Origin of the sequence: Streptomyces sp. NBC_01089 (assembly GCF_045162975.1) — a bacterium.
GTDB lineage: Bacteria > Actinomycetota > Actinomycetes > Streptomycetales > Streptomycetaceae > Streptomyces.
The window spans coordinates 7,930,910-7,945,385 of record NZ_CP108660.1; the positions used below are offsets into that span (position 1 = coordinate 7,930,910).

Annotated in this window: 5 protein-coding genes; 4 read left to right on the forward strand and 1 reads right to left on the reverse strand. The window is 73.3% G+C overall.

Going from position 1 to position 14,476, the window contains the following annotated elements; translation table 11 throughout:
- Window positions 1-19: 19 nt before the first annotated feature.
- Window positions 20-2,419, forward strand: coding sequence for a phosphoketolase (locus OG510_RS35695; protein ID WP_406142162.1), 2,400 nt, complete (start codon window positions 20-22; stop codon window positions 2,417-2,419).
- A 127-nt stretch (window positions 2,420-2,546) separates the two neighbouring features.
- Window positions 2,547-3,041 carry a DUF2867 domain-containing protein gene (locus OG510_RS35700; RefSeq protein WP_406142163.1) on the forward strand — a complete coding sequence of 165 codons (495 nt, stop codon included), beginning with the start codon at window positions 2,547-2,549 and terminating at the stop codon, window positions 3,039-3,041.
- A gap of 104 nt (window positions 3,042-3,145) precedes the next feature.
- Here the strand turns inward: OG510_RS35700 and OG510_RS35705 are convergent, their stop codons facing one another.
- On the reverse strand, window positions 3,146-3,469 hold the full coding sequence (locus OG510_RS35705) for a hypothetical protein (protein WP_406142164.1): 324 nt from the start codon (window positions 3,467-3,469) through the stop codon (window positions 3,146-3,148).
- A gap of 387 nt (window positions 3,470-3,856) precedes the next feature.
- Between OG510_RS35705 and OG510_RS35710 the strand changes: the two genes are divergently transcribed.
- The gene (locus OG510_RS35710) at window positions 3,857-14,233 is read left to right on the forward strand and encodes an amino acid adenylation domain-containing protein (protein ID WP_406142165.1); all 10,377 of its coding nucleotides are present in this window, start codon (window positions 3,857-3,859) and stop codon (window positions 14,231-14,233) included.
- Window positions 14,230-14,436 carry an MbtH family protein gene (locus OG510_RS35715; protein ID WP_164261059.1) on the forward strand — a complete coding sequence of 69 codons (207 nt, stop codon included), beginning with the start codon at window positions 14,230-14,232 and terminating at the stop codon, window positions 14,434-14,436. The genes OG510_RS35710 and OG510_RS35715 overlap by 4 nt, the downstream gene beginning before the upstream one ends.
- Window positions 14,437-14,476: the final 40 nt, after the last annotated feature.

Consider the following 14,476-nt stretch of genomic DNA (forward strand, 5'->3'; position numbering starts at 1 on the left):
GCCCAAGGCAAGGAGCATCATGCGCGAGACCAGCACGGAAGCACCGGCCGCGGTCACCGACGAGGAACTCGCGTCACTGGTCGCCCACTGGCGGGCCGCCAACTACCTGGCGGTCGGCCAGATCTATCTCATGGACAATCCGCTGCTCACCGAGGAGCTGCGGCCGGAGCACATCAAACCCCGTCTGCTCGGCCACTGGGGCACATCGCCCGGACTGAACCTGGTCCACACGCATCTGAACCGTGTCGTCAAGGCGCGCGCCCAGGACACGGTCTGCGTCTGGGGGCCCGGTCACGGAGGCCCGGCCGTCCTGGCCAACTCCTGGCTGGAGGGCAGCTACTCCGAGACGTACCCGGACATCGGGCGGGACGCGGCGGGCATGGCCCGGCTCTTCCGCCAGTTCTCCTTCCCCGGCGGCGTCCCCAGCCATGTCGCACCCGAGACGCCGGGCTCGATCCATGAGGGCGGCGAGCTGGGCTACTCGCTCTCCCACGCGTACGGAGCGGCCTTCGACAACCCGGACCTGCTGGTCGCCTGCGTCATCGGTGACGGCGAGGCGGAGACCGGGCCGCTCGCCGGGTCCTGGCACTCCAACAAGTTCCTCGACCCGGTGCACGACGGCGCCGTCCTGCCGATCCTGCATCTGAACGGATACAAGATCGCCAATCCGGCGGTGCTCGCGCGCATCCCGCAGGCCGAGCTGGACGGGCTGCTGAGCGGATACGGGCACGACGTCCTGCATGTCACCGGCGCCGATCCGGAGACGGTCCACCGGGCCATGGCCGACGCGATGGACACCGCGCTGGACCGTATCGCCCGCATCCAGCGGGCGGCCCGCGACGAGGGCAGCACCGAGCGCCCCCGCTGGCCCATGATCGTGCTGCGTACGCCCAAGGGCTGGACCGGCCCGGTGAGCGTCGACGGGCTGCCGGTCGAGGGCACCTGGCGGGCCCACCAAGTGCCGCTGCCCGAGGTGCGGGAGAACCCCGAGCACCTCAGGCAGCTGGAGATGTGGCTGCGTTCCTACCGGCCCGAGGACCTCTTCGACCCGGCGGGACGGCCCCGCGCCGAGGTCCTGGCCTGTGTCCCCGAAGGGCCGCTGCGCCTCGGGGCCAACCCGCACACCAACGGCGGTCTCCGCCTGCTCGACCTGCCCGTACCGGCCCTGGACGAGTACGCCGTGGAGGTCGCGCGGCCCGGCGCGACCCTGCACGAACCGACCAGGGTCCTCGGCGACCTGCTGGAGTCGGTCATGGCGGCCACCGCCGAGCGCCGTGACTTCCGGGTGGTGGGCCCCGACGAGACCGCGTCCAACCGGCTCCAGGCCCTGTACGAGGCCAGCGGGAAGGCGTGGCAGGCGGAGACCCTCGGAGTCGACGAGCACCTCGACCGGCACGGCCGGGTGATGGAGATCCTCTCCGAACACACCTGCCAGGGCTGGCTGGAGGGCTATCTCCTCACCGGGCGGCACGGGTTCTTCTCCTGCTACGAAGCCTTCGTCCACATCGTCGACTCGATGGTCAACCAGCACATCAAGTGGCTGAAGGTGTCCCGCACCCTGCCCTGGCGCCGCCCCATCGCCTCCCTCAACTACCTGCTCACCTCGCACGTCTGGCGCCAGGACCACAACGGCTTCTCGCACCAGGACCCCGGGTTCGTGGACCATGTGCTCAACAAGTCCCCGGAAGTCGTACGCGTCTACCTCCCGCCGGACACCAACACCCTGCTCTCCGTCGCCGAACACGTGCTGCACAGCCGGGACTACGTCAATGTCGTCGTGGCGGGCAAGCAGCCCTGTTTCGACTGGCTCACCCTCGACGAGGCGCGGGCCCACTGCGCACGCGGGGCCGGGGTCTGGGAATGGGCGGGCACCGAACGGGAGGGCGAGGAGCCCGATGTGGTGCTGGCCTGCGCGGGCGACGTACCCACCCAGGAGGTGCTGGCGGCGGCCCTGCTGATCCGCCGTCATCTGCCGGGGCTCGCGGTGCGGGTGGTCAACGTGGTCGATCTGGCCCGGCTGCTGCCGGAATCGGAGCACCCGCACGGGCTGTCGGCCATGCAGTACGACGCGCTCTTCACCCGCGACAAGCCGGTGATCTTCGCGTACCACGGCTATCCGTGGCTGATCCACCGCCTCGCCTACCGCCAGACCGGTCACGCGAATCTGCATGTACGCGGCTACAAGGAGTCCGGGACCACGACGACCCCCTTCGACATGGTGGTCCGCAACGACCTGGACCGTTACCGGCTGGTCCTGGACGTCATCGACCGGGTCCCCGGGCTCGCGGTACGCGCCACGCACGCGCGCCAGACGATGGAGGAGGCCCGTCTCAGGCATCACGCCTGGATCCGGGGACACGGCACGGATCTCCCCGAGGTCGCCGACTGGAGCTGGCAGCCGCTGCCCCTCGACGGCTGAGACCTTCCGGCGGTGACACCCGGTCCACTCCCGCGGTTCGCGCCGCGCCGGCGGGCTCCAGGCGGCAGAATCGGTGGCGCCGTATTCGGACCGCCGTATTCGGACCGCCGTGGAAGGGGCCCTTCTGATGACACATCCTCGGGTGCGCCGGGTGGAAGTGCCGCAAGCGGCCCGGCCCGCAGGGGAGTTCGCCACGGCCGACTACGCGTCCGCCTTCGAACTGCCCTCGCGGCAGGCGCGTTCCCTGCCCCCTGAGCAGTGGGCGCGGGCCACCTTCGAGGACGCTCCGCCCGCGGTGCGGTGGATCCTGCTGCGCGGCTGGACCCTCGGGCTCGGGCTGCGGATGGGCCCGAGGCAGTCGCCGGGGTATGTGCTCGGCTGGGCGCTCACGGAATCCGGCTCCGCGTCGGTGACACTCGACGCGCGCTCACCCCTGATCGCCGCCCGTAACGTGGTGGTCGTGGACGAATCCGGCGTCGTCTGGGTCACCTTCGTGCGCTATCACCGGCGGCTCGCCCGGCTGGTGTGGGCCGCGGCCGCGCCGGTCCACCACCTGGCGGTGCCCTGGCTGCTCGGCCGGGCCGGCCGGAACCGTACGGCTTCCGGGGGCGCCCGGTCCTGATGGTGAAGGCTTCCCGCCCGGCGGCGTGCACGCCGCCGGGCGGCACCCGCACGGTTCCGTCAGGAAGACCGTGCGGGCTGCTCCGCGCCAGGGCTGCCGCCCTGTCAGGGGCGGACGGTGCAGACAGCCAGCAGGCAGAAGTTCGCCGCCTGTGTGTTGCTCGGCCCGGTGGACCCGGCCCCGGTGCCCTGGTCGCCGACGGTGCAGCGGGCCAGCAGACAGAAGTTGACGCCCTGTACGCCGCGGTAGGCGTCGGCGAGTGAGGGCGTGGCCGGTGCCGGCCGCGCCGTGTGGTGTGCGGGAACCGCGCCCGGCTGTGCGCCGGCGGGGGAGGAGGCCGCGGCGGCTCCGCCCGCGGACGCCAGCAGCAGCAGGCCGGCGGCCGCGGTGGCGGCCCCCCAGCGGGGTATCGACAAAGGAATCCTCAAGGGTTCTCCAACTCTCGGACGGACCTTACGTTTCCCCTGCCATTCGGCACCGAAGTGGCTCCGGCTTGGTCGGAGCACCCGTTGTGACGCTGGGTACTCCTGCGCTGCCTCCGTGTCCACGCCGCACGACGGCCGGTGGCCAGGAAATCCCTTTCGCCCCTTCGGTGCCCGGCGGATGTGATCTGGGGCACAGCGGCAGTCCATGGCGTCCTCGGCTCCGAAGTGCTTGTTGATAGCGCATTTGAGGCGATGTCGGCATCGGAGGCAGTAGCTGTGGTTCGTCATGAAGGGGCCGGAGAACCGGTCGGACGGAAGACCCGGCGGCTTCCCCGCCCGGGCGCGGTCGGGGGGACCGCGACCGGCGACAGCCGGGTGGACGACAGCCGGGTGGACGACAGCCGTGCCGAAAGCCGGGAAGTGGTTCTCCCGCTGACCGCCGCTCAGCGAGGGCTCTGGTTCGCGCAGAAACTGGACCCGGACAACCCGTCGTACAACGTGGCGCAGTACGCCGTCATCCCCGGCCCCGTCGATCTCGTACGCCTCAGGGAAGCGGTCCGCCATGTCGCGCGCGAGACGGAGGCGATGCGGCTCACCTTCGGGGAGCGCGACGGTGTCCCGCATCAGCGGGTCAGCCCGCACAGCGGCGTCGAGGTCCCGTCGGTCGACCTCTCCGGCCACCAGGACCCGGCGGGTGAGGCGCGGCGTCTGATGGCCGCGGATCTCGCGGCCGCGGCCGACCCGGCCGCGGGACCACTGGTGCGGATGACGCTCTACCGGCTCGCCGCCGACCGCCACTTCTTCCACCAGCAGGTGCATCACCTCGCCCTGGACGGCTACAGCGCGGTGCTCGCACTCGGCCGTATCGCCGACGCCTACACGCGGTTGACCCTGCCGGACCCGGAGCCCCTCGCGTCGCTTCCCGCGCCGCTGGGGCCGTTGGTCGACGAGGACCGGGCCTACGAGTCGTCCGGACTCCGCGCCGCCGACAAGGAGTTCTGGGCCGGTCACCTCGACGGCGCCCCTCCGGCGGTGGGTCTCGCCGAGGAGGAGGCCGCTGCTCCCGGACACGGATTCCGGGCGGTGAGCGGTGAGATCGGCGCGGCCGGGGCCGAACGGCTGCGCACTGCGGCCCGAGCCTCCGGTGTCGCCTGGCCCACCTTCTTCATGGCGGCCGTGGCGGCCTACCTCCAGCGGAACCGTGGTGTGCGCGAGGTCGTGCTGGGGCTGCCGGTCACCGGGCGGCGGACCGCCGTGTCCCGTACGACGCCGGGCATGCTCTCCAACATCCTGCCCCTGCGGCTGCGGGTGTCTCCGTCCGACCGGGTGTGCGACGTGGCGAAGCGTGCGTCGGCCGGGGCCCGCGAGGTGCTGCGGCATCAGCGGTACCCCGCGGAGGATCTCCGCCACGACCGCGGGCTCTCCGGCGCGGGCGGCCGGCTGGTGGGTCCCTCCGTCAACGTGCTGGCGTTCGACGACACACTCCGCTTCGGACCGCACACCGCCACCCTGCACAACCTCTCCGTCGGCCCGGTCGACGACCTGGTGGTGGCCGTGCACGCCTCGTACGGGGGCGGTGGACTCCGGATCGACCTGCTGGGCAACCCGCGGCTGTACACCCAGCGGGAACTGGAGAGCCACCATGACCGTCTCCTGCGCCTGGTCGAGTCCTTCACCGGTGACCCCACCCGGCAGATCGGTTCGCTGCGTACCGTCGGCGACCCGGAGCAGCGCCGCCTCATCGCCCTGGCCTCGGGGGACAGCGCGGAGCCCGGCTCGCCGCAGGCCGCTCCTGCCACCGGGACGCTGCCCGAGCAGTTCGCGGCGCAGGCCCGTGAGCGCCCGCTGGACACCGCCGTGGTGTCGGGCGGCGTCCGGCTGACCTTCGGAGCGCTCGAAGCGCGGGTGAACTCCCTCGCGGCGCGGCTCGCCGCCATCGGCGCGGGCCCGGGCACCCGGGTCGCGGTCGGACTGCCCCGCTCGGCCGAGCTGGTGGTCGCGATGCTCGCCGTCATGCGGACGGGCGCCGCCTATGTGCCGCTCGACCCCACCTACCCGGCCGACCGGCTCGCCCACATGATCGAGGACTCCCGGCCGGTCGCGCTGGTCGCGACACGGGAGTCGGCGGACCGTACCGACCCGGCGGGCGCGCTGCCCCTGGTGGAGCCGGGGGCAGCCGACCCCCTCGTGCCCCTGTCCACGCCGACGGATGCCGCGCCTCCCGGCCCCCGCGACTCGGCGTACGTCATCTATACCTCGGGCTCGACCGGGCGCCCCAAGGGTGTGGTCGTCGAGCACCGTTCCCTGACCAACCTGCTGGCCCACCACCGCAGGGAGGCCCACGCCCTGGCGGAACGCGCGCTCGGCCGCCGGTTGCGGGTCGCCCTCACCGCCGCCACCTCGTTCGACGCCTCCTGGGACCCGGTCCTGTGGATGCTGGCCGGACACGAGCTGCACATCGTGGACGACGAGACGCGCCGGGACCCGGAGGCGCTGGTCGCGTTCCTGGTGGACCGGCGTATCGACGCCATCGAGACCACCCCCAGCTATCTCCGTCAGATGATCACGGCAGGACTGCTCGGCTCTCCCGTGCACCGCCCCCAGGTGATCGCGCTCGGCGGGGAAGCGGTCGACCCCGCGCTGTGGTCCCAACTCGCCAACCATCGGGACCTGTTGGTCTTCAACTTCTACGGCCCTACCGAAGCCACGGTCGACGCGGTCACGACCCGGATCTCCGGCGGGACCCCGACGATCGGCCGGCCGGTGTCCGGTGCGCGTGCCTACGTCCTGGACTCGGCGCTCCACCCGCTGCCCGTCGGTACGACCGGTGAGCTCTACCTCGCGGGCGAAGGCGTCGCCCGCGGCTATGAGGGCGCGCCGGGCCTGACGGCGGACCGGTTCCTGCCCGACCCGTTCGGCGCACGCGGCGGCCGGATGTACCGCACCGGAGACCTCGCGAGCTGGAGCGACGACGGCACCCTGGAGTTCGCGGGCCGCAGCGACCAGCAGATCAAGATACGGGGACAGCGCGTCGAGACCGGTGAGATCGAGTCCGCGCTGCGCTCGCTGCCCGGCGTCGACGAGGCCGCCGTGACGCTCACCGGCCCGGCGGGCGGGGGAGTGGAGCGGCTCGCCGCCTACCTGGTGAGCCGCGCGGAGCCCGCACCGGTGTTCGCCGACATCCGCGACGCCCTCAGGGACGTACTGCCCGAGCACATGGTGCCCACCGCCTATGCCGCCGTCGAACGGCTCCCGCTCACCCCGAACGGCAAACTGGACCCGGCCCGGCTCCCGCACGCCGCCCCGGTGGCGGCCCGGGCGGGAGGCGAGCCGCGTACCCCCGAAGAGGCCGCCATGTGCGCGCTCTTCGCCGAATGCCTCGACCTGCCCAGGGCGGGCCGGGACGACAGCTTCTTCGCACTGGGCGGCCACTCCCTGCTGGCGACCCGGCTGGTGAGCCTGGTGCGTGCGCACTTCGGCGTCGAGCTCCCGATCCGCTCGCTGTTCGAAGCACCCACCCCGGCCGGGCTGGCCGCCCTGCTGGACACCGCGCACGGAGCGCGGCCCGCCGTGACGCCCGCTCTCCCGCGCCCCGCACGGATCCCGCTGTCCTTCGCCCAGCAGCGGCTGTGGCTCATCGAGCGGATGGGCGAAGGCGGACGTGCCTATCACCTGCCGGTCGCCCTGCGGCTGACCGGATCGCCCGACCGGGCGGCGCTGGCCGCCGCGCTGGACGACGTCGTACGGCGCCACGAGAGCCTGCGCACCGTCTTCGCCGAGGACGACGAAGGCCCTCACCAGCGGGTCCTCGCGCCGGACGACATCCGGGTACCGCTGCTCACCCCGGGGCAGGACGCGGCACACATCCGTACCGGCGGGGCCGATTTCGCCCTGGACCGCGACCTCCCGCTGCGGGCTGAGCTGACCGCAACCGGCCCCGACAGCCACCTGCTGGTGCTGACGCTGCACCACATCGCGGCGGACGGCTGGTCGATGGGCCCGCTGCTGCACGACCTGTCGCACGCCTACACCGCACGCCGCGCCGGCGCGGAGCCCGGCCTGGACCCGCTGCCCGTGCAGTACGCCGACTACGCACTGTGGCAGCGCACTCTGCTCGGCGACCCCGCAGACCCGCGGAGCCTCGCGGGAAGCCAGCTGGAGCACTGGTCCGCGGCCCTGGACGGGCTGCCCGCCGAGATCTCCTTCCCGGCCGACCGGCCGCGCCCGGCCCGCCCTTCGGGCCGCGGCGCCACCGTCCCGTTCCGGATCGACGCGGCCACCCACCGGGCCCTCGTGGACCTGGCGGCGCACGACGGCGCGAGCACCTTCATGGTGCTGCACACCGCACTCGCCGCCCTGCTGGCGCGGCTCGGCGCCGGAGAGGACATCGCCGTGGGCACACCGGTCGCCGGGCGCACCGACGAGAGCCTCGCCGAACTCGTCGGCTTCTTCGTCAACACCCTCGTCCTGCGGACGGACACCTCGGGCACTCCCGACTTCCACGAGCTGCTGAGCCGCACCAGAGACGCCGACCTGAGCGCCTACGCCCATCAGGAACTGCCCTTCGAGCGGCTCGTCGAAGCGCTCAACCCGCCGCGTACCCCCGCACGGCACCCGCTCTTCCAAGTCATGATCAGCCTCAACAACGCTCCGGCGCCGGTGGTCTCGCTGCCGGGGCTCAAGGCCGAGCACGACCCGGCGGCCGGACGTACCGGCGCGAAGTTCGACCTGACCTGGGACCTGGCCGAGCACCACGACGCGGCCGGGGCGCCTGCCGGGATCACCGGGGAACTCGAGTACAGCGAGGACCTCTTCGAGCGAGCGAGCGCCGAGCGCTTCGCGGACCACTACACCCGCCTCCTGACCGCTCTGCTGCACCACCCGGACAGGCCCGTCGCCGACGCCGAATTCCTGACGGACACCGAACGCACGGCCGCGCTCGGCGACCCGGAGAACGACCGGACACCCTCGCGCGGCCGCCCCATCGAACCGGCGGACACGCTCGGTACGGTCGTGGACGTCCTCACCACACAGGCCGTCGTCACCCCCGGCCGCACCGCGGTGGTGGACGCCGGCGGCGCCCTCAGCTTCGGCGACCTCCATGACCGTACGGAACAACTCGCCCTGCTGCTGCACGAGTCGGGCATCAGGCACGGCGACCGGGTCGCGGTCGCACTGCCACGCACCTCCCTCCATATCGTGGCCCTGCTCGCGGTGCTGCGCGCGGGCGCGGTCCATGTGCCGCTCGACCCCTCGCACCCGCACGCCCGCAACCGGCTCATCCTCGACACGGCGGCGCCCGCCCTGGTCCTGACGACCGCGGGAACAGCCGGCGCGCTCCCCGCGACCGGGCACACCAGGCTCCTCATCGGCGACTCGATCCCGCAGCCTCGCACGGCGGGCCCGGCGCCGCGGCCGCCCCGGCCACGGGACGCGGCGTACGTGCTGTACACCTCGGGGTCCACCGGCCGCCCCAAGGGCGTGGTCGTGGAACACCGTTCGCTCGCCAGTCTGCTCGCGGGCCACCAGCAGCGGCTCATAGGACCTGCGGAGCGGGCCAACAACGGACTGCCGCTCCGGGTCGCGCTCACCGCTGCGACCACGTTCGACGCGTCCTGGGACCCGCTGCTGTGGATGATCGCAGGCCATGAACTGCACCTCGTGGACGACGCGTCACGGCGTGACCCCGAAGCGCTCACCGCCTATCTGCACACCAACGCGATCGATGTCCTGGAGACCACCCCCTCCTTCCTCGAACAGCTCCGCGCCTGCGGCCTCTTCGCACCGGGGCGGCCCCGCCCGCGGGTGCTGGCCCTCGGCGGAGAAGCGGTCAACGAGGCGCTCTGGAACGAACTCGCGGCGCTGGAGGACATCGCGGTCTGGAATCTGTACGGGCCCACCGAGGCCACCGTGGACAGCGTCATGGGGCGGATCACCGCCGGGACCCGCCCGCACATCGGCCGGCCGGTGGACGGGATGCGCACCAGGGTGCTCGACGCCCGGCTGCGCCCCGCAGCCCCGGGAGTGACCGGTGAGCTCTATCTGTCCGGCACCGGGCTCGCCCGCGGATACGAGAACCGGGCACCGGCCACCGCCGCCCGCTTCCTGCCCGACCCCTTCGGCGAGCCCGGAGCCCGGATGTACCGCACGGGCGACCTGGTACGCCGCCGCGCGGGACACCTGGAGTACGTCGGCCGGGCCGACGGCCAGGTCAAGGTCCGCGGCTTCCGGGTCGAGACCGGAGAGGTCGAGGCGGCGCTCCTGCGGCACGCCACAGTGGCCCAGGCCGCCGTGGCCGTACGCCCCGACGCGTCCGGCGCGGGCCGGCTCGTGGCGTGGACCGTCCCCTGCGACGGCCAGGACCTCTCACCGAGTGCCCTGCGCACCTTCGTGGCCGGGCGGCTGCCCGCGTACATGGTGCCCTCCACGGTCGTTCCCGTACCCGGGCTGCCGCTGACCGTGCACGGCAAGGTCGACTTCGGTTCCCTGCCGGACGGAGCGCCCGGGAGCGACGAGCAGGCGGACCCGCCGCACTCGGCGCAGGAGGAGATCCTGTGCGCCCTGTTCGCCGAGACCCTTGGACACACCCGCGTCGCCCGCACCGCCGACTTCTTCGACCTCGGCGGCCACTCCCTGCTGGCCACCCGCCTCGTCGGCCGGATCCGCTCGGCCTTCGGCGTCGAACTCCCCGTCCGTACGCTCTTCGAGGCGACCACCCCCGCCGCTCTGGCCGAACGGCTCGGTACGGCGGGCGCGGCACGGCCCGTGCTGCGAGCGGCGGCCCGCCCCGACCTGCTGCCGCTCTCACCCGCTCAGCAGCGTCTGTGGTTCCTGCACCGGATGGACCCCGACGACGCCGCCTACCACATCCCCGTCGCCGTGCGGCTGACCGGAACGCTGGACCGGGACGCGCTGCGCTGCGCGCTGGCCGACGTGGTGGCCAGGCACGAGAGCCTGCGCACCCTCATCCAGGAGACCGACGACGTACCCCGGCAGACCGTGCTCGCTCCTGGCGACGCCCGCCCCGAACTCCCGGTGACCGCGGCCGATCCGGCCGGGCTCGCCGAAGCCCTGCACGCGTCCGCCGTCCGGAGCTTCGACCTCGCCTGCGAACTCCCCCTGCGGGCCGAGCTGTTCGCGCTCGCCGACGACCAGCATGTGCTGCTCCTGACGGTCCACCACATCGCGGCGGACGGCTGGTCGATGGGGCCGCTCGCACAGGACCTGGCCGGCGCCTACAGCGCCCGGGTGGCGGGCCGTGCACCGGCCTGGACACCGCTGCCCGTCCAGTACGCCGACTACGCGCTGTGGCAGCGCGCCGTCCTCGGCGCCGCCGACCGGTCCGACAGCCTGGCCGCGCGTCAGCTCGCCCACTGGCGCAAGCAGCTGGAATCGGCGCCGGCCGACACCGTGCTGCCCGCCGACCGTCCCCGCCCGGCGCGCTCCAGCGGCCGGGGCGGCACCGTCGCCCTGCGGTTCTCGCCGGAGACCACCGAGGCGGTCACCCGGCTCGCCCGCTCCACCGCCACCAGCACCTTCATGGTGCTGCACGCCGCGCTGACCGCCCTGCTGCACCGGATCGGGGCCGGCGACGACATCACGGTGGGGACACCGGTCGCCGGCCGGACCGACGAGGAGCTGGACGGACTCGTCGGCTTCTTCGTCAACACGCTCGCCCTGCGCGTCCGTACCGAAGGCGCCCCCACATTCCGTGAGCTGCTGGGCCGGGTGCGCGAAGCAGATCTGGCGGCCTACGCCCACCAGGACGTCCCCTTCGAGCGGCTGGTCGAGGAGCTCAGGCCCGACCGCTCGCTCAGCAGGCACCCGCTCTTCCAGGTCATGCTCACCCTCAACAACACCGGCCGCCCCCAGCTCGAACTCCCCGGCCTCCAGGCGCAGATGAGCGCGGTGGATACCGGGGGAGCCAAGTTCGACCTCTCGCTGAGCCTGACCGAGCGCGGCGAAGCAGGCGACCACCGGCTCGAAGGGACGCTGGAGTTCAGCCGTGACCTCTTCGACCCCGGGACCGCCCGCGACCTCGCGGACTGGTTCGCCCGGCTCGTCGAAGGTGCGACCGCCGCACCGGACACCCCCGTCCGCGACCTCGCCCTGATCCCCGCCGCCGAACAGACCCGTCTCCTCGCTCTCGGACAGGGCCGGGCCGCTCACGGCGGACCGGGCACCGTGCTCGACCGCTTCGCCCGGACCGTCGCCGCCGCGCGGACCAGCGACATCGCGGTCACCGCACCCGACGGCAGCCTCTCCTTCACCGAACTCGACGCCCGTTCCGACCGCATCGCGGGGCTCCTCGCCGACGCCGGGGTACGCCCCGGCGACCCGGTCGTCGTCCTGCTGCCCCGCTGCACCGACTCCGTCGCCGCGCTCATCGGCGTACTCAAGGCCGGCGGTGTGTACGCGCCGGTGGACGACAGTCTGCCCGCGGCACGCATCACAGCGATACTCGACGACGCCCGGCCGCGCACCGTCGTCGCCGCTGCCGACACCGCCGGGCGGATACCCGGGCCGTGGCACCTCACGGTCCTCGACAGCGACCGGTCGGCGGGCGCGCCGGCCCTGCCCGCACCGGGCCCCACGCACCGCCCGGGCCCGGACGATCCCGCGTATCTGATCCACACCTCGGGCTCGACCGGCCGGCCCAAGGGCGTACTCGTCTCACACCACTCCCTCGCACGTCTCCTGGAACACCACAGCGACCAGGTCTACGCACCGGCCGCGCGCACCGCGGGCCGGGCCCGGCTGACCGCCGCGCTCACCGCGACGCTCTCCTTCGACGCCGCCTGGGACCCGGTGCTGTGGATGTTCGACGGCCACCGCGTGCACCTCGTGGACGACCTCACAAGGCGCGACCCCGAAGCCCTGGTGGCGAGCGTGCGGGCGGACAGGATCGACGTCCTGGAGACCACGCCGACCCATGCCAGGCAGCTCCTGGACAGCGGGCTGCTCGCCGACGGCGCGCACCACCCCGCCGTGCTGATCCTGGGCGGCGAAGCCGTGCCGCCCGAGCTGTGGAACGAACTGCGCGCCGCCCCCAGGACGCAGGGCTGGAACTTCTACGGGCCCACCGAGGCCACCGTCGACACCCTGGAGACCCGGCTGACAGCAGCGGCCCGCCCGGTCCTGGGCGCCCCCGTGACCGGCACCCGCGTCCAGGTACTCGACGACGCGCTGCGCCCCGCACCCGCCGGTGTGGTGGGCGACCTCTACCTCGCGGGCGACAGCCTCGCCCTGGGATACCCGGGCCGCCCGGCGGAGACCGCCCGTACCTTCCTGCCCGACCCGTACGGGCCGCCCGGCAGCCGGATGTACCGCACCGGGGACAGGGCCCGCCGTACCCGGGACGACGAGCTGGAATTCGCCGGACGCTCCGACAACCAGGCCAAGGTCCGCGGCTTCCGCGTCGAGCCGGACGAGATCGCCGCCGTACTGGCGGCCCACCCGCGCGTCGACGCGGCCGCGGTGGCCGTGCACGGGAGCGGCGCAGGCGCCGGACTGACCGCCTATGTCGTGCCCGCCGACAGCGCCGCACCGGACGACATCGCCGGGCTCCGCGACCACGCGGCGCGCCAACTGCCCGCTTACATGGTCCCGTCCGGCTGGCTCACGCTGGAGCGGCTGCCGCTGACCCCGAGCGGCAAGCTCGACCGCGCGGCGCTTCCGCTCCCCGCACCGCGTACCCGGGACGGGGAGAGCGGCAGGGTCCCACGCACCCCGCGCGAGGACGTGCTCTGCCAGCTCTTCGCCGAAGTGCTCGGACTCGACCAGGTCCTGATCGACGACGACTTCTTCGCGCTCGGCGGGCACTCCCTGCTGGCGACCCGTCTCATCGGCCGCATCCGCACGGCGCTCGGGGCGGAACTCGGCATCCGCGCCCTGTTCGAGGCCCCGACCCCGGCCGGGCTCGCGGACCGGCTCGACGGTGCGGCCGACAGCCCACTGACGACGCTGCTGCCGCTGCGCACGGCCGGCGGCCTCCCCCCGCTGTTCTGTGTCCACCCCGCGGGCGGTCTCGCCTGGTCGTACGCCGGCCTGCTGCCGCACCTGGACGAGGGCCGCCCGCTGTACGGACTCCAGACCCCGAACCTGGACGGCGCGGCTCCCTTCCCCGACAGCATCGAGGCGATGGCCGCCGTCTACGTGGCGGAGCTGCGGAAGGTCCAGCCGCACGGTCCCTACCACCTGTTCGGCTGGTCGTTCGGCGGGAACGTGGTCCAGGAAATAGCCGTCCAGCTCCAGGAGGCGGGGGAGCGCGTCGCCCTGCTCACCATCCTCGACGCGTTCCCCGTCGCACCGCTCGACGACCTGGACAGTGCCGACCGCGACACGGTCTTCCGGGCGCTGCTCGGGAACCTCGGTGTGGACGGGGCCGCGCTGGACACGGGCGCCCCCGTGGACGCCACGACGGTACGCGACGAGTTCCGCCGGACCGGCAGCCCGCTGGGCGCCCTCGAACCGGCCACGATCGATCACATGGTGGACAACTTCGCGGGACAGGCACGGCTGATGCGGGCCTACACCCCCCGCACCTTCCACGGCCCCGCGCTCTTCTTCACCGCCGCCGAGGGCCGCCCCGCCGACACCTTCGGAACCGGCCTGTGGGCGCCGTACATCACAGGACCGATCGAGAACCACGACGTGGCCTGCGCACACGCGCAGATGATGCAGCCCGCGGCCCGCGAGCAGATCGGAACCACCGTGGCCGCAGCCCTGCGCGCCACGCACCGCACCGGACAAGGAGACCTGTCATGACCAACCCTTTCGACGACCCGCAGACCCAGCACCGCGTCGTGGTCAACGACGAGGGACAGCACGCCCTGTGGCCCTCGTTCGCCGCGGTGCCCGCCGGCTGGGACGCGGTCTTCGGGCCCGCCGACCGCGGTGCCTGCCTCACCTACGTCGACCGGAACTGGACCGACCTGACACCGCGCAGCGCACGGATCGCCGTCGGCTGACCTGCCGTAGGAGTGCCCGCCGGGTGTGTGCCCGGCGGGC

Coding starts and splice junctions, on each gene's coding strand:
- OG510_RS35695 (WP_406142162.1), top strand. CDS start 20: ATGCGCGAGACCAGCACGGAAGCACCGGCCGCGGTCACCGACGAGGAA.
- OG510_RS35715 (WP_164261059.1), top strand. CDS start 14,230: ATGACCAACCCTTTCGACGACCCGCAGACCCAGCACCGCGTCGTGGTC.
- OG510_RS35700 (WP_406142163.1), top strand. CDS start 2,547: ATGACACATCCTCGGGTGCGCCGGGTGGAAGTGCCGCAAGCGGCCCGG.